The sequence below is a fragment of the Methylobacterium sp. R2-1 genome, from assembly GCF_014191355.1.
GTDB lineage: Bacteria > Pseudomonadota > Alphaproteobacteria > Rhizobiales > Beijerinckiaceae > Methylobacterium.
Window position 1 is genome coordinate 109,102 of record NZ_JACHWM010000009.1, and the last position, 14,563, is coordinate 123,664.

The window sequence follows — 14,563 nt, forward strand, 5'->3', positions numbered from 1 at the left end:
GGCCGACGTTAACCGGATCTTAATGATCTGTCTCGCGCCATCCGACGAAGGGTGGGAGACGCGATGGCGCTACTTGCGCGCCAGCGATTCCAGGCGGGCCTGCATCTCCGCCATCTGCTTCTTCAACTCGTCGAGGTCGCTCGCTCCGCCGGATGCGGCAGGGACGGGGGCCGCCGCGGGCGTCGTGTTCGACGGCGGGGCAGGGGGTCCAAAGCCGCCGGTGAACATCTTCATCGCATCGCCGAAGAAAGTCATGTTGGCCCGCACCTGCTCCTGCAGCGCCTGCTGGAAAGCGGAGGGGCCGAAGCTCTGTGCCATCTTCTCGCGAAGGCCGTCCTGGTCCTTGGCGAAATTCGCCATGGAGAATTCGAGGAAGCTCGGCACCATCGTACGCATGCTGTCGCCATAGAAGCGGATCAGCTGCCGCAGGAACGCGACCGGCAGCAGGTTGTCCTCGCCTGCCTTGTTCTCCTGCTCGAAGATGATCTGGGTCAGGACCGAACGGGTGATGTCGTCGCCCGAGCGCGCATCGTAGACGATGAAGTCCTCGCCGTTCTGCACCATCGTCGCGAGGTCTTCGAGCGTGACGTAGGTGGATGTGCCGGTGTGATAGAGCCGGCGATTGGCGTATTTCTTGATGACGGTCTGATGCGCCCTGCCGTTCTCGGCCATCGTTGCGACACCTCCCGCTTCGGTCATGAGTCTGCGCAAAGCTCAACGCTCCGCCATGATCGGCTGCCCGCCTGCGCAGGCCGGGTTCTGCATTCTTCAGGGCCGACCTTAAGGCTTTCGCGACGCGGCGAAAACAGCAATTTATCTCTGTCCCCGCAGAATCCGTCTGTGCCAGTGCGACGCCGATGCGACGTTCCGGCCATCTTGTCCGAAAGCACGCTTGACTTCGTGAGTCCTGCGCTCTTCATCCGGTGAACGGCAGGCCGCGCACCGGACATTCTGGTCTACCAAATATCGCGCCGCCGAATGAGGAGAACGTCACGATGGCAGCCAGCGAAGATATCGTCATTGTCGGGGCGGCGCGCACGCCGGTGGGCTCGTTCGCCGGCGCCTTCGGCTCCGTGCCGGCGCATGAACTCGGCGCCGTGGCGATCAAGGCCGCGCTGGAGCGCGCGGGTGTCTCGCCGGATGACGTGGACGAGGTGATCTTCGGCCAAGTGCTCACGGCCGCCGCCGGACAGAACCCGGCCCGTCAGGCCGCCATCGCCGCGGGCATCCCGGAAAAGGCCACCGCCTGGGGCCTCAACCAAGTCTGCGGCTCGGGCCTTCGCACGGTTGCCGTCGGCATGCAGCAGATCGCCAACGGCGATGCCAAGGTGATCGTGGCGGGCGGCCAAGAGTCGATGTCGCTCTCCCCCCACGCGCAGTACCTGCGCGGCGGACAGAAGATGGGCGATCTCAAGCTCGTCGACACGATGATCAAGGACGGCCTGTGGGATGCCTTCAATGGCTACCACATGGGCCAGACCGCCGAGAACGTTGCTCAGGCCTTCCAGCTCACCCGCGAGCAGCAGGACCAGTTCGCGGTCCGCTCGCAGAACAAGGCCGAGGCCGCCCGCAAGGAGGGCCGCTTCAAGGAGGAGATCGTTCCCGTCACCGTCAAGGGCCGGAAGGGCGACACGATCGTCGACGCCGACGAGTACATCCGCGACGGCGCCACCGTCGAGGCGATGGCCAAGCTCAAGCCCGCCTTTACCAAGGACGGCACCGTGACCGCTGCCAATGCGTCGGGCCTCAACGACGGCGCCGCCGCGCTCGTTCTGATGTCGGCTTCGGAGGCCGAGCGCCGGGGCATCAAGCCGCTGGCGAAGATCGTCTCCTGGGCGACCGCGGGCGTCGATCCGAAGGTGATGGGCACCGGCCCGATCCCAGCCTCGCGCAAGGCTCTGGACAAGGCCGGCTGGAAGCCCTCCGACCTCGACTTGATCGAGGCCAACGAGGCCTTCGCCGCTCAGGCTCTGGCCGTTAACAAGGACATGGGCTGGGACGACGAGAAGGTGAACGTCAATGGCGGCGCCATCGCCATCGGCCATCCGATCGGCGCCTCCGGCGCCCGCGTCCTCATCACCCTGCTGCACGAGCTGAAGCGCCGCGACGCCAAGAAGGGCCTCGCCACGCTCTGCATCGGCGGCGGCATGGGCGTCGCCATGTGCGTCGAGCGGGTCTGAGCGACTGGCCTCGGACGGGAGGGCAGCCATTGCCCTCCCACCCCCGACTTCAAGCTAAATTTGACGAAAACAGCTTGATGGCTTGTGAAATTTAAATGCGATGCGAGCGCCCGATCACCCGGCTACATAGGCGGAGATAGGGCGGAGCGACCCGCTCCCGCGAAGGTGGTGACAGGATCGTTGTCCTGTCGGCCGCACGCGTAGCGGGTGTTTCGCAATCCGGCTTAACAACAACCCGATACGGGAGCACGGAGGAAACCATGGCTCAGGAACGCGTCGCCCTCGTCACGGGCGGAACGCGCGGCATCGGCGCCGCGATCTCGAAGCGCCTGAAGGACAAGGGTTACAAGGTCGCCGCCAATTACGGCGGGAACGACGAGGCCGCCAACGCCTTCAAGGCCGAGACCGGCATCCCGGTGTTCAAATTCGACGTCGGCGATCTCGCGAGCTGCGAGGCGGGCATCAAGGCGATCGAGGCGGAGCTCGGCCCGATCGACATCCTGGTGAACAACGCCGGCATCACCCGCGACGGCGCCTTCCACAAGATGACGTTCGAGAAGTGGCAGGCGGTCATCAAGACCAACCTCGACTCGATGTTCACCTGCACCCGGCCGCTGATCGAGGGCATGCGCTCGCGCAACTTCGGCCGTATCATCATCATCTCGTCGATCAACGGCCAGAAGGGCCAGGCCGGCCAGACCAACTACTCGGCGGCCAAGGCCGGCGTGATCGGCTTCGCCAAGGCGCTGGCGCAGGAGAGCGCCTCCAAGGGCATTACCGTGAACGTGATCGCCCCCGGCTACATCGCCACCGAGATGGTGATGGCCGTGCCGGAGGACATCCGCAACAAGATCATCTCGACGATCCCGACCGGCCGACTCGGCGAGGCGGGCGAGATCGCCCACGCGGTCGAGTACCTCGCGAGCGACGAGGCCGGCTTCGTCAACGGCTCGACACTGACGATCAACGGCGGCCAGCACTTCGTCTGATCGACAGCCGTTTTCGCGTCCCATTCGGAGGCCGCCGGTCCATTCAGACGGGTCGGTGGCCTTCGTCGTTTCCCGGCGCGTTTATGGCGAGCACGCTCGCCTACCCGCAAGAAATACTTTATGCCGCCTCTCGAACCTCCCCCCATCACTCATTCGATGAACCGGCTGTGCTGCGCCTTGCGCTGATCCTGCGGCGGAACCTGCCTCGGCTGGCGGGACTCGCGACCATCCCGCTGATCCGGGCGGTGTTCCTTCTCGCGCGGATGCTCGGCACCGATCGGGCGAGCGCGGCCGGTGGCCGGCTCGCACGGCTCGTCGGCCCGTTCCTGCCCTCGCACCGCACGGCGATGGCCAATCTTCGCGCCGCCTATCCGAAGGAAGACGAGGCACGGCTGCGGAGGATCGCGCTGGAGGCATGGGACAATCTCGGGCGCACCGGCGCCGAATACGCTCATCTCGACACGATCTTCGACTACGATCCCGAAAACCTGGCGACCCAGCGCATGGAGGTGCGAGGGCTGGAGCAGTTCTTCGCGATCCGCGACGACGGCCAGCCGGGGCTTATTTTTTCAGCCCATCTCGCCAACTGGGAACTGCCGGCCATCTGTGCCGAGAAATTCGGGCTGGAGACCACAGCCGTGTTCCGGCCGCCGAACAATCCGGCGGCGGCCCAACTGGTGCAGGAGGTGCGCCGCAAGACCATGGGGGGGCTGGCCGCCTCCGGACCCGGCGCCGTCTTCGCCATGCAGGGCGTGGTGGAGCGCGGCGGCCATCTCGGCCAGCTCATCGACCAGCACTTCACCCGCGGCGTGGTGGTGCGCTTCTTCGGCCGACCGGTGCTGGTCAACCCGCTGCTCGGCAAGCTCGCCCGGCACCACGATTGTCCGGTCCACGGGGCGCGGGTGGTGCGGAAGGAGGGCGGGCGCTTCCTGCTCGAGCTGACGCCGCCCCTCGACCTGCCCCGTGGCCCGGACGGGCTGATCGAGGTTCAGGGCGCGATGCAGGCGATGACGAGCGTGGTCGAGGGATGGGTACGCGAACATCCCGGCCAGTGGCTGTGGATGCACCGCCGCTGGCGGCCCAACATGCTGCCGAAGGGCGCAGTGTCCACGCAGGCCGCCGGAGAAGCGCAGGGCGCTTGATCCCGGCGGACGGCGCTCGACAAAAAAATCAGTCGGTCCACTCGCCTCGGCGCATCACCGGCACCGCTTCGCCCGAGGCGGTGAGCCCGTCGACGTCGATCTCCGCCGAACCGATCATCCAATCGATGTGGATCAGGCTGCGGTTGGCGCCGCGCTCGGCGAGGTCCGCCTCGCTCAGGCCCTCGCCGCCATTGCGGAAGCACTTGGAGTAGGCCTGCCCCAGGGCGATGTGGCTCGCGGCGTTCTCGTCGTAGAGCGTGTTGTAGAACAGCAGGCCCGAGGCCGAGATCGCCGAGGAGGCGGGCACCAGCGCCACCTCGCCGAGGCGGGCCGCGCCCTCGTCGGTATCGAGCACCTTGGCGAGCACGTCGCTGCCGGTGCGCGCCTGCGCCTCGACGATGCGCCCTTCCGAGAAGCGCACGCGGATCTCGTCGATCAGGGTGCCCTGGTAGGAGAGCGGCTTGGTGCTGGCGACGTACCCTTCCACCCGCGCCCGGTGCGGCGTGGTGAACACCTCCTCGGTCGGGATGTTGGCGTTGCAGACGATGCCGTTCTTGGCGGTGGTCGCGCCGCCGCACCATTCATGGTCGTCGGCCAACCCCACGGTCAGGTCGGTGCCGGGGCCGCGGAAGCGCAGGGCCGAGAAGCGGGCGCCGTTGAGCCGGTCGGTGCGGCGGGCGAGGTCGCGGTTGTGCTCGCCCCAGGCCGCGACGGGGTCGGCTCCGTCGACGCGGGAGGCGGAAAACACCGCGTCCCACAGGCGAACGACCGCCTCGTCCTCGGGCAGATCGGGGAAGACCGTGCGGGCCCAGGGCTTGGTCGCGGCCGAGACGATGGTCCAGTTGGTGGAGAAGCCCGCGATCAGCTCCAGCGCCGGCACGTAGGCCTGGGAGCGCGAGCGGTTGGCGCGGGCGACCTTGGCCGGGTCCTGGCCCGCCAGCAGGGACGGATCGTCGCCAGAGATGGCGAGGCGCGCCGCCCCGCTACGGTAGGCGTCGGCCATGCCGGCATAGAGCCAGCCGGCGGCCTTGTCGAAGGCCTCGTCCGGAGCGTGAGCGAACCGCGCGAGCGTGGCCGCGTCGTCCGCGTAGAAGGTGGTGACCAGCGCGGCGCCGGCCTTGTAGGCATGCTCGGTGATGGCGCGGGCGAGCGGCACCGCTTCAAGGGGCGCCGTCATCACCAGTTCCTGGCCCGGCTGCAGCCCGAGGCCGACCCGCACGGCGACCTCCGCCAGCCGATCGAGGCGCTCGGTGAAGGGGAGGGCGACCGTTCCCGGCATCTGGCTCATGGATTGGCTCACGGACTTGGATCTCCAGGCTATCCCGCTGCGCGCCGTCTCCCCGGCCCCAAACACCGATCCGTCAGAGCGGTCCGCGGCTCAGGCCGCGCGCGACCATGTGATCTCGCCCAGATTCTCGCGGAAGGCAAAGCGGAGGAGGTGGTCGGAGACCACGTTCTCCAGCCGTGTCAGGCCGGCCGGGTCGGGCGTAGCGACCTGCATCACCAGGGCATCCGGACTCGCCTCGAAGGTGCAGATGCGGTCCTCGCCGAACGGAACCCGGCCCTTGTCGCCGGTTTCCTCGACGGGGAACTTGTGGCTCCAATGGCGGCAGAGCTGCTTGAGGTAGCGGCTGGCTTCCGCGGTCGGCACCCGGGCCTGTGAGATGGGCATCGATGGTCTCCTTCAAAATCGGTGCGGACGGGTGCGCACGACGCGCACACCGCGAACCACGCCTCGGATGAGTCACCCCCTCCCGCTGTTGCAGCGCATCGCCTTTCGAAGACAGGGCACCGCAACGCAGCATGTAAGACGAGGGCTAAAATCGTCATGCGACAAAACCGAGGCGGTCCCTTCCGCTTCCGGCCGCCGCCGAGGGCGATTGTCGTGCTGCAAAGGTTAACGATCTCATCATCCGGCGCTCGATTCCGGTTGCGCGCAAGGCTGTTTCCCGTCCGCAGGAAACGGATCATGGCGCGTTCTTGTGCGTTGCACAATAACGGCGAGACGACGCTTCGCGTTCCCGCGTGTGCCCCCTCACGCCGCTCGTCGCATTGCTCGTGACATCGCGTGCCGGGCGGATCCTCAGACCGGGAGGGCCGATGGCGGGTCGTCGGACAGGGCCACAACCTTGCCCGGATTGAGCAGATCGTGCGGGTCAAGCGTGCCTTTGAGCCGCCGCATCAAGTCGAGGCCGACCGGATCGGCGGTGCGGGCGAGTTCGTCGCGCTTGATCAGGCCGATTCCGTGCTCGGCGGCGATCGAGCCGTCCATCCGCTCGACGATGCCGTGAACGATGGCGTTGAAGCGACCCCACTCGCTCAGGAACGCCGCCTTCTCCATGCCGACCGGCTGGGTCAAGTTGAAGTGGATGTTGCCGTCGCCGAAATGCCCGAACGGGCAGGGGCGTAGGCCCGGCATCTCTGCCTCGCAGGCGGCGCTCGCCTCCTCGAGGAAGTCGGCGAGGCGCGAGAGCGGCAGCGAGACGTCGTGCTTGATCGAGCCGCCTTCCGCCTTCTGCACTTCCGGCAGCAATTCGCGCAGGCGCCACAGGGCAGCGTCTTGCGCCGCGCTTCCGCCGATCACCGCATCCTCGACCAGCGCCGCCTCCATCGCCTCGGCGAGCAATTCCTCCATCTCGGCGCGGGTGTCGGCACCGGGGCGGGGCGAGGACAGTTCGACGAGGGCGCAGGCCGCATGGGTGCCGGAGAGCGGCGGGCGCACGTCGATGCCGTGCTTCAAGACGATCTCCAGGCCGAAGCGGGGGATGTACTCGAAGGCCGTCAGCCCCCGGTCGGCGGCGCGCCGCAGGCGCTCGAACAGAGCGAGCGCCGCCCGCGCCGAGGGCAGCCCGACGAAGCCCACGCATCTCGACACCGGCTTGGGGAAGAGCTTCAGGGTCGCGGCGGTGATGATGCCAAGCGTGCCCTCCGAGCCGATGAACAGGTGCTTGAGGTCGTAGCCAGCATTGTTCTTGCGAAGCGCCTTGAGCCCGTTCCAGACCCGCCCGTCGGCGAGCACGACTTCGAGCCCGAGCACGAGGTCGCGGGCATTGCCGTAGGCCAGCACCGCGAGCCCCCCGGCATTGGTGGCGAGCCCGCCGCCGATCCGCGCCGTACCCTCCGCCGCCCAGGAGAGCGGAAACAGCATCCCGGCTTCTGCCGCCGCCGCCTGCACGTCGGCGAGGATCATGCCGGCTTCCACCGTCATGCTGGCGCCGAGGGGGTCGATCGCCCGCAGACGTGTGAGGCGGTTCAGGGACAGCACGATCCCGCCGAAGGGTACGCCACCACCGACAAGCCCGGTATTGCCGCCCTGCGCCACCACCGGCACCCGCGCCTCGGCGCAGGCCCGCACGGTGAAGGCGACCTCCTCGGTTGTGCCCGGCGCCACAACGGCCAGCGCGTGGCCGCGATACAGCCCGCGCGTTTCGACGAGATGCGGCGCGAGACCGGCCGGATCGGTGCGCACGTGCCGCTCCCCGAGCCGCTCGGCGAGCGTGGCGAGGAGGCGGTCCTGAGAGGAGCGGGCGTCGGTCATCGGCGAGCGGGCGAAGGCATTGTCCGCCTGAGATAGGCCCGTCGAACGGAGATTGCACCGACGGCCGTGGATGATGGGGAAAGGCACGATCGAGGGATGGCACGCTCCGGGCATTCGCGGGTTTTCTTCCCGCGGCGGATCGCCGCCCGATTGATCGCGTTCCGTCCTCCCAGGCGAAGACGAGGCTTGAGGCGCCATGCTGTCCGTGATTCCGAACCCGTCGCGCGCCACGCTGCCGATTCACGGCAGTGCCGACCTGTTTCCCGTGCGCAGGGTCTATTGCGTGGGCCGCAACTACCGGGCCCATGCCCGCGAGATGGGCGCCGACGAGCGCGACCCGCCCTTCTTCTTCCTCAAGCCCGCCGACACGCTCCAAGTCGTGCCCGAAAGCGCGACGATCGAGCATCCCTACCCGCCGCGCACCGAGAACTACCATTTCGAGGTGGAGCTGGTGGCCGCCCTCGGACGCGGCGGGCGCGACATCCCGGTGGAGAGTGCCGGCACCCATGTCTACGGCTACGCCGTCGGCCTCGACATGACCCGGCGCGACCTTCAGGACGAGGCCAAGCGGCAGGCTCGGCCCTGGGAGCTCGGCAAGGCGGCGGACCTCTCCGCCCCGATCGGCCCCCTACGACCGGCGGGCGTCATCGGTCACCCCCGCTCCGGAGCGATCACCCTGGCTGTCGACGGTGACGAGCGCCAACGGGGCGACCTCTCGGAGATGATCTGGTCGGTGCCGGAGCAGGTCGCGCTGCTCTCGACCTATTTCGAGCTGCATCCCGGCGACCTGATCTTCACCGGTACGCCTTCGGGCGTCGGGGCGGTGCGGCGCGGACAGACCATGAGCGCGCGGATCGAGGGCGTGGGGGCGATCGCCTTGAGGGTCGTGTGAGCGGGCCGGGGCGGAACGGACCAAGTGGGACGGACACGACGTCACCGTCTACAAGACCCGGCATGATCCTGAATCTCGACCGCCCCTGGCTTCACCGCTTGGCTCTGCGGGCCGCGCTCCTGACCCGCGGCATGACGCTGGGCGTGCGCGGCGTCGCCATCGACGGGGAGGACAGAGTCTGCCTCGTGCGCCACACCTATGTCGGCGGCTGGCACCTGCCGGGCGGCGGGATCGACCCGGGCGAGAGCGGCCCGGAAGCGATGGCCCGCGAGTTCCGTGAAGAAGCCGAGATCGTGGTGGCACCCGAGACCGCCTTGCGGCTGCACGGCTTCTTCCTGAATCCCGGCGCGCTGCGCCGCGACCACATCGCGGTCTACATCGTTCCTGCCTTCACCGTCACGGGCCCGAAGCAGCCCGACCGCGAGATCGCCGAGGCGGGGTTCTTTCCACTCGACGCCCTGCCGGCCGACACCACCCGCGCCACCCGCACCCGCCTCGCCGAGATCCGCGACGGACAACCTCCGGCCGAGCTTTGGTGAGCCGCGCAAAAATCTCGAACCCGCCTCGAACTTGGCGCTTGCATCCTCCGGCGGGATAGTGTTTACACACCTCCACCGACGGGGGCGCCCACGGCGCCGAACGGACGGACAAGAGAGCGGGTGTAGCTCAGGGGTAGAGCACAACCTTGCCAAGGTTGGGGTCGAGGGTTCGAATCCCTTCGCCCGCTCCAGTTTTCCCAACCATTCGAACGACTTACAAGGCCGCCATCGCGCGGCCTTTGTCGTTTCTTGAGCTGGGGGCCGTTTGGGGTGCCACTTTCGCAACGGCCACCTCCGGTGATGAACGTAAGCGGTGCCGCGCTTGCGCGCCCGTCCGGCCGTTGGTCAGGATGCTCCTTCGAACTTAGCCGTCCCAAAGCGGGGCCGTTCAGAGGTGACGCCGTGCCATCGACCCGCCTTCCCGCTGCCGCCTTAGTCAAGGTTCCCTTATCGCTGCGCGGCTTCTGCGACATGGTCGGGCAGGCGGCCTTCGCAGCGTGGCAGGACAGTGACGTGACCTCGCTGAGCCTGAGGCTCGACCAAAGGCCCTCCGACACCCCGACCGTGCGGCGATGGTTCGTGGCGGAGCAGGTACTGCTCGCCCTTCAAACGGGGGTGATACGGGCCGGCATTCGTCTCGGCCGAGAAAGCGCGCCTCTCATTGTGCGACGAAGGGAAGGCATTATCGAGGACCCGGCGAGTGGCCGCCGGTACTTCAGGGACCTCAACGACGAGGGGGATCGCCCGGAGGATCTCGAACCGCTCGACGACCCTGGGATTCAGATCATTCATAGGCACTACTGGTGTGACCCGGCCAACCTCGTGGCCACAAACATCCACCTGTCATACTGTGAAGTTCCGCTACCGTTCATCCATCAGCTCAGCGCACGTGGCATCTACGAGCCGATTATTGACACAGATCCACCAAATCAGGGCAGTTCAAAGTTCTGCGGCGAAGTTTTTATCATCGATGCACTGCGCGCACTGCGGCTTATGTACTCTTACAAGCCTGTGCCTGACAAGCAATGGTTCGAGCGCTACCGGCAATACCAGAGCCGCATCCTCGACGAGGTGGTCGCTGCCGCGTGGCGCTACATTGCCGTTAGCGACCTGAAAGATGAACGCGGGCGCAACGAACACATAATGCGAGCGATGCGGCAGTACCTCACGTCGCAAGGGCTCACGCAGGCAGGAGGAGTCTCGGAAAAGGTTCTCGAAGTGCTGGCCAGAAAGATCGTGCGCCAATGGCGGGCGGAAGAGACGACGACGCTCGTTCTGCTCAACAGCACGCCCTCGCAGCCCGAGCGCGCCCGAAAGAAAAAATCCTAACGGTTCCGAACCCTGCATTAGGTGGAGCCTACGCCCCGATGCCGTCACGGTCACGGGATGAGACGCAAGAGCACACCACCTCTGCCCAGCAGGCGACAGGATCTCCCGGCAGGTCTCCAGAAGCGTCTGGTATCCGTCGAACAGAGCTGTTTCATTCTCGGAATCGGCCGAACCAACTTCTACAGCCTCGTCGCTGCTAAGAAGATCGGCGTCGTGAAGGTTGGGCGTCGCACGCTCGTCCCCGTGGAGCAACTCGATCAGTTCGTCGCCGCGCTCACGCGGCCGGCAACGACGATGAACGACGCGACGGCCGGAGACGCGCGATGAACGTCGGTCCTAGCCTGCCAGCGCGGCTTGAGGAGTCGCGTGACGTCATCGACCTCGAAGCGCTTGCCGGTGAGGAGCCCGACCATGAACAAGCAAACCGAGCGGTCCGCAGCGGGTGCTGGCGCAATTGTGCGACGGACGTTGCGTCCGATCAGGAAAGTACGGGTCACGTTAAAGTCGCACGTCCCGGGCCCTTCCGCAGTGGCGGAGAACGACCCTCACTGTTTCGGCGTTCACGAAACAAGCCTAGACGCGACACAAGCAGTCAAGCCTCAGGACATCCCTAGTTTCCTGAACACGAAGGCTGATAGCATTGCTGCCGAAAGTTGTTTCGGTCTGGGCGAAAGAGCTAACCCCGCGCTCCTCCGAGCCATTGAAGACTGCGCCCATTTCAACGGGCGAGGATTTTTCCAAAACCGGCGAGAGAACCGCATCGCCATGTTGGTGCTGGCCTACTTGCTCCTCCTCGAACTACTCCGGGGAGGCGAGGAGGCGATCAAAGTCGCGATCAGCAAATTCCCACCGGACGCTCGCGTTCGGCGGCCTTCGATGACGAAGCCAGAACTGATCGCTGTTCAGCTTACAGCCAAGCCTGAAAATGAACCGCAGCGGAAGCTCTGCTCTGACTACGGCTCCCTGCTGCTGGTCGCCCGTGTAAAGGGCCTTAGCCCCACTGATTTTGTTGGCTGGGTAGAGGAAGCAGACATTGGTGACTGCAAGGTCAAGGCGAAGAGAATCCGCGCGGCCTTGAAGGCTGGCGCGCCCACGGAGATTGATGAGGACACGCCTTGCACAGCCTCAGTCGCCGAGATTGAACCGCCCTGGGTTCAGATCAGCCACGGTCGAGGTGCGGAGGTCGGCGGCTCTTGTAGCACCTCGATCAATGAAACGACGTTGTCGCCAGTCGCGGACGTGATTGAGGCCGGGATCGTAAACGGCAACCTTTCAACGGTCCTGCGCCGAGTGGCGGACATGCTGGAACTAGCTGAGCGCACTGAGGGCCGAGCTGATGGCGATGTGCCCCCGCTCTGAGCCCAATTCGAGTCGTTGTGCAGCGCTGCGAGGGCAAGACGAACGATGGCCTACCTCATTATCCCAGATTGGCTCGTCCGGGCGCACGCGCGAAGACAGCGGGTTCACTCTCGGCCCGGAACGGAAAGCGACCGGCAGCGATGTCGTAGTGACCGTGTACTTGTAATACCCCCCAACCCCACGAACACCCCGAACACACGCCCAAAGCCCTCATCAATCCCCTCGGCAAGCCTGCCGAAGGCACCTACGCCAACAACACCAACTAGAACCCCTAAGCCCCTATCGGCCCTGAAGCCCCGTGTACCGCTCAGAACCCAACCCGCCTTTGATGCTGCCCATCGGCATGAGGCGTTGAGGCTAGGCAACTATCAGCACATAGATCGCAAAGGATCGGTTCGGCTCCCAAGAGCCGTATGCGACGAAATTGATCCGGGTTCAGCGAATCGGCTGCCGGCCAACAACATCACCGCGCGAATCAACTACGCACGGATCGCCACCACCCATGTCGGACGATTTGCCGACGCGCTCCCCCCGGAGCACACCGGCATTTTTCGTGACGCTGATCGTAGATCGATACACGTTCGGCCTCCGCAAAGCAGGCGAGTTCAATCCGAAGCGATTGCAGGCCTGGGCGCGCACCGTGTTCCCAGGATGCAGTTCCATCGGCATGGTCGAGGCTGCGCTCTATACGAACGTCGGGGTGGTCTGGGCTGGGATGGACCGGGCAGTGTCCTGGCACGTCCACTTGATCCTTTGGGGACCATCTGAAAGCTGGCTGGCTGAACGCTGCCGCGTGATCAACGCCCGCTATCACACCCTCGTGCCCGGCGTCACCGCTGCACACTACCGTCCCCTCGCTCGGCAGGAATGGGTCGGACAGACCTTCTACATGCTGAAGGCGCCGATGAGCGATCATCGCATTTGGGCTCGCAAGAAAGAGCATCGCGATACAGAGACAGGGGAAATCACGGTGCGGACGACCGGCCGCTTCACGCAGCGGAAGCGTGAACTGAGACCCTGCGACTTAGCGCGGATGACCATTGTGATGTCGGGTTGGACCCTGGATCGCCTCGCCTTCGCGACTGGTGGGGGCAAAGTGGTTCTCAGCGCGATCAACGCAGAGGCTCGTGCCCCACGTCTGGCTACCGAGCGTCTGAAGGCTTCAAGGGAGGCTGCGCTGCGAAGCGTTCGGGCTCACTCCGGCCCTCGGTGCCGATCAGGCTCGCCTTCGCGCGCTCGACGGCGGCGATAAGAGCGCGGTGGCAGGCGTTGGTACTTCGCTACCCTAGCCGGCCCTTCCATCACACAGTGTGAGGGCAAGCGCATGCAGGGAACATCAACTGCAAGGCCCGAACTCAAGATTGGGCTCGCATGGCCCAGGAACGTGACCGCGAGGCTGCGAAGAACTCACGCCGCCGGCCTAAACCACGCGGCGGCCGGCTATAGCGCCGCGACGTGCATCGCCGGAGCATGAAAGCTCGTCGGCACGCAGTTCCATACGCACCAGTCGGCTTCGAAGGTTCACGGGCCGAATCGGTCCACGTGGCCGCTCTCGGTGACGAACATGATCGCGAGGCCGAGCTTGCCGAGCCCACATCGGGTCTGATCGTGGAGTGTTCAGTATCGAGGGAAGTCAGGGAACGCCAGGGCAATTTCCGCTTCCGGGTAAGCATGCTGCAGCCGCATGCCCTTGAGGATCGCGTGCGAGTACCATTGTTGAGCTTGGCTGGCTGGCGGAGTCCGTTTCGGTTCAGTCGCCCTCAGCGGGTCGCGATAGGTCGAGGCGGGATAACCCTTCACCTCGATCAGCAGTGACCTTCCAGGCCTCGACGCCTTCAGATCAACACCGCGCGCCTTGCTGAGGGTGTCGGCCTTTCCCACGATCTTCCACCCATCCCACAAAAGGTGGCGCTCGACGGCATCGACGACGTTGCCCTCCCAGTACCAAGCCGAGGTGACGTCCACCGAGATCAGCTCCTGATTAGAAGTCGGCGGCATAGTCTCCCAGCCGTTGGAAGGACGGCGCAGCGTCACGTTTCGATCCTCCGAAATGTGACCCGCTTCCCTCGCAAGTTCGGCTCGGCCACGTAGCCCGCGTCCTGCCATGCCTTGCACTGGGCGTGGATCGTAGTTTTCACGTCGTCGTTCGCCCACCAGAAGTCGAAGCGCTTGGCCGAGGCCGGCAGCTTCACAAGCGAGTCCAGTTCGACAAACGACATCGTCACGGTGTCCGCGGCCTGCCGTTGGAGATGATCCCGAAGCGGATCGTATCTGCTCATAGCCCTCCTCCTGCGCCACAGCCCTCAGTCGTCAACCCTTTCGATAGACGAGCGAAAGGTCGTTGTCCGGCATGGCGATACGGGCCTCCCGGTGCAATCCTTCGCGCCGGGCCGCAGCATCGACGTCGCTCAGCGCCCGCAGGCCCCAGTCGAGTTCACGAGACCGAGGGTCGAGGTCGAACGCGCGACTGCTCAGTGCCGTCTCCCGATGGTCCTCGAAAAATGCGCCGTAGAGGACCAGAACGCCGCCAGGGACAGAATGCGGTGAGCGCCGGTCATCTTGCCCTCAGCAGGGCGGCTCAAGAAGCCGCTCAGT

17 protein-coding genes and 1 tRNA gene are annotated in these 14,563 nt (G+C 65.8%); 10 read left to right on the top strand and 8 right to left on the bottom strand.

Going from position 1 to position 14,563, the window contains the following annotated elements; genetic code table 11:
- Positions 1 to 69 precede the first annotated feature (69 nt).
- Positions 70 to 672, bottom strand: a complete 603-nt coding sequence (gene phaR, locus FHU13_RS14110) for a polyhydroxyalkanoate synthesis repressor PhaR (RefSeq protein ID WP_183436510.1) — start codon at positions 670 to 672, stop codon at positions 70 to 72.
- A 323-nt stretch (positions 673 to 995) separates the two neighbouring features.
- Between phaR and FHU13_RS14115 the strand changes: the two genes are divergently transcribed.
- From FHU13_RS14115 to FHU13_RS14125, 3 genes are all read left to right on the top strand, one after another.
- The gene (locus tag FHU13_RS14115; protein WP_183436511.1) at positions 996 to 2,180 is read left to right on the top strand and encodes an acetyl-CoA C-acetyltransferase; all 1,185 of its coding nucleotides are present in this window, start codon (positions 996 to 998) and stop codon (positions 2,178 to 2,180) included.
- Between the two features lie 260 nt (positions 2,181 to 2,440).
- Complete coding sequence (gene phbB / locus FHU13_RS14120) at positions 2,441 to 3,169, top strand: acetoacetyl-CoA reductase (protein ID WP_183436512.1); 729 nt, start codon at positions 2,441 to 2,443, stop codon at positions 3,167 to 3,169.
- Between the two features lie 167 nt (positions 3,170 to 3,336).
- Positions 3,337 to 4,311: a lipid A biosynthesis lauroyl acyltransferase gene (locus tag FHU13_RS14125; protein WP_183436513.1), complete on the top strand. Its 975-nt coding sequence runs from the start codon at positions 3,337 to 3,339 to the stop codon at positions 4,309 to 4,311.
- A 28-nt stretch (positions 4,312 to 4,339) separates the two neighbouring features.
- Here FHU13_RS14125 and FHU13_RS14130 read toward each other — a convergent pair whose 3' ends face one another.
- The 3 genes from FHU13_RS14130 to FHU13_RS14140 form a co-directional block, all read right to left on the bottom strand.
- Positions 4,340 to 5,599, bottom strand: coding sequence for an aminopeptidase (locus tag FHU13_RS14130; protein ID WP_183436514.1), 1,260 nt, complete (start codon positions 5,597 to 5,599; stop codon positions 4,340 to 4,342).
- Between the two features lie 90 nt (positions 5,600 to 5,689).
- Positions 5,690 to 5,983, bottom strand: coding sequence for a DUF2218 domain-containing protein (locus FHU13_RS14135; RefSeq protein WP_183436515.1), 294 nt, complete (start codon positions 5,981 to 5,983; stop codon positions 5,690 to 5,692).
- 411 nt (positions 5,984 to 6,394) lie between these two features.
- Positions 6,395 to 7,849 carry an FAD-binding oxidoreductase gene (locus tag FHU13_RS14140; protein WP_183436516.1) on the bottom strand — a complete coding sequence of 485 codons (1,455 nt, stop codon included), beginning with the start codon at positions 7,847 to 7,849 and terminating at the stop codon, positions 6,395 to 6,397.
- A gap of 196 nt (positions 7,850 to 8,045) precedes the next feature.
- Between FHU13_RS14140 and FHU13_RS14145 the strand changes: the two genes are divergently transcribed.
- The 5 genes from FHU13_RS14145 to FHU13_RS28580 all read left to right on the top strand — a co-directional run bounded on the left by FHU13_RS14145 (position 8,046) and on the right by FHU13_RS28580 (position 10,936).
- Positions 8,046 to 8,741, top strand: coding sequence for a fumarylacetoacetate hydrolase family protein (locus FHU13_RS14145; protein ID WP_183436517.1), 696 nt, complete (start codon positions 8,046 to 8,048; stop codon positions 8,739 to 8,741).
- A 62-nt stretch (positions 8,742 to 8,803) separates the two neighbouring features.
- Positions 8,804 to 9,280: an NUDIX domain-containing protein gene (locus tag FHU13_RS14150; protein ID WP_183436518.1), complete on the top strand. Its 477-nt coding sequence runs from the start codon at positions 8,804 to 8,806 to the stop codon at positions 9,278 to 9,280.
- Positions 9,281 to 9,396: 116 nt separating this feature from the next.
- Positions 9,397 to 9,471: transfer RNA gene (locus FHU13_RS14155), tRNA-Gly, on the top strand.
- A gap of 211 nt (positions 9,472 to 9,682) precedes the next feature.
- Positions 9,683 to 10,609, top strand: coding sequence for a hypothetical protein (locus FHU13_RS14160; RefSeq protein ID WP_183436519.1), 927 nt, complete (start codon positions 9,683 to 9,685; stop codon positions 10,607 to 10,609).
- A 57-nt stretch (positions 10,610 to 10,666) separates the two neighbouring features.
- A complete protein-coding gene (locus FHU13_RS28580) occupies positions 10,667 to 10,936 on the top strand; it encodes an excisionase family DNA-binding protein (RefSeq protein ID WP_183436520.1) in 270 nt (89 codons plus the stop codon).
- Here FHU13_RS28580 and FHU13_RS14170 read toward each other — a convergent pair.
- The gene (locus FHU13_RS14170) at positions 10,867 to 11,022 is read right to left on the bottom strand and encodes a hypothetical protein (protein ID WP_183436633.1); all 156 of its coding nucleotides are present in this window, start codon (positions 11,020 to 11,022) and stop codon (positions 10,867 to 10,869) included. The genes FHU13_RS28580 and FHU13_RS14170 overlap by 70 nt on opposite strands.
- Between FHU13_RS14170 and FHU13_RS14175 the strand changes: the two genes are divergently transcribed.
- Positions 11,021 to 11,968 (top strand): hypothetical protein, encoded by a 948-nt coding sequence (locus FHU13_RS14175; RefSeq protein WP_183436521.1) that lies wholly within the window; start codon positions 11,021 to 11,023, stop codon positions 11,966 to 11,968. The two genes, FHU13_RS14170 and FHU13_RS14175, sit on opposite strands and share 2 nt — an antisense overlap.
- Before the next feature lie 502 nt (positions 11,969 to 12,470).
- Positions 12,471 to 13,220: a hypothetical protein gene (locus FHU13_RS14180; protein ID WP_183436522.1), complete on the top strand. Its 750-nt coding sequence runs from the start codon at positions 12,471 to 12,473 to the stop codon at positions 13,218 to 13,220.
- Positions 13,221 to 13,585: 365 nt separating this feature from the next.
- Here the strand turns inward: FHU13_RS14180 and FHU13_RS14185 are convergent, their stop codons facing one another.
- From FHU13_RS14185 to FHU13_RS28585, 3 genes are read right to left on the bottom strand one after another with little or no spacing between them, the layout of a single operon-like run.
- A complete protein-coding gene (locus FHU13_RS14185; RefSeq protein ID WP_183436523.1) occupies positions 13,586 to 14,002 on the bottom strand; it encodes a hypothetical protein in 417 nt (138 codons plus the stop codon).
- The gene (locus FHU13_RS14190; RefSeq protein WP_183436524.1) at positions 13,999 to 14,247 is read right to left on the bottom strand and encodes a hypothetical protein; all 249 of its coding nucleotides are present in this window, start codon (positions 14,245 to 14,247) and stop codon (positions 13,999 to 14,001) included. The genes FHU13_RS14185 and FHU13_RS14190 overlap by 4 nt, the downstream gene beginning before the upstream one ends.
- A 31-nt stretch (positions 14,248 to 14,278) precedes the next feature.
- Positions 14,279 to 14,488, bottom strand: a complete 210-nt coding sequence (locus tag FHU13_RS28585) for a DUF938 domain-containing protein (protein WP_183436628.1) — start codon at positions 14,486 to 14,488, stop codon at positions 14,279 to 14,281.
- Positions 14,489 to 14,563 lie beyond the last annotated feature (75 nt).

Excerpts from the sequence above, each read along its gene's own strand:
- FHU13_RS28580 (WP_183436520.1), top strand. The coding sequence starts at position 10,667 with ATGAGACGCAAGAGCACACCACCTCTGCCCAGCAGGCGACAGGATCTC.
- FHU13_RS14175 (WP_183436521.1), top strand. The coding sequence starts at position 11,021 with ATGAACAAGCAAACCGAGCGGTCCGCAGCGGGTGCTGGCGCAATTGTG.
- FHU13_RS14170 (WP_183436633.1), bottom strand. The coding sequence starts at position 11,022 with ATGGTCGGGCTCCTCACCGGCAAGCGCTTCGAGGTCGATGACGTCACG.
- FHU13_RS14140 (WP_183436516.1), bottom strand. The coding sequence starts at position 7,849 with ATGACCGACGCCCGCTCCTCTCAGGACCGCCTCCTCGCCACGCTCGCC.
- FHU13_RS14130 (WP_183436514.1), bottom strand. The coding sequence starts at position 5,599 with ATGAGCCAGATGCCGGGAACGGTCGCCCTCCCCTTCACCGAGCGCCTC.
- FHU13_RS14150 (WP_183436518.1), top strand. The coding sequence starts at position 8,804 with ATGATCCTGAATCTCGACCGCCCCTGGCTTCACCGCTTGGCTCTGCGG.
- phbB (WP_183436512.1), top strand. The coding sequence starts at position 2,441 with ATGGCTCAGGAACGCGTCGCCCTCGTCACGGGCGGAACGCGCGGCATC.
- FHU13_RS14180 (WP_183436522.1), top strand. The coding sequence starts at position 12,471 with ATGTCGGACGATTTGCCGACGCGCTCCCCCCGGAGCACACCGGCATTT.
- FHU13_RS14145 (WP_183436517.1), top strand. The coding sequence starts at position 8,046 with ATGCTGTCCGTGATTCCGAACCCGTCGCGCGCCACGCTGCCGATTCAC.
- FHU13_RS14135 (WP_183436515.1), bottom strand. The coding sequence starts at position 5,983 with ATGCCCATCTCACAGGCCCGGGTGCCGACCGCGGAAGCCAGCCGCTAC.
- phaR (WP_183436510.1), bottom strand. The coding sequence starts at position 672 with ATGGCCGAGAACGGCAGGGCGCATCAGACCGTCATCAAGAAATACGCC.
- FHU13_RS14115 (WP_183436511.1), top strand. The coding sequence starts at position 996 with ATGGCAGCCAGCGAAGATATCGTCATTGTCGGGGCGGCGCGCACGCCG.
- FHU13_RS14190 (WP_183436524.1), bottom strand. The coding sequence starts at position 14,247 with ATGAGCAGATACGATCCGCTTCGGGATCATCTCCAACGGCAGGCCGCG.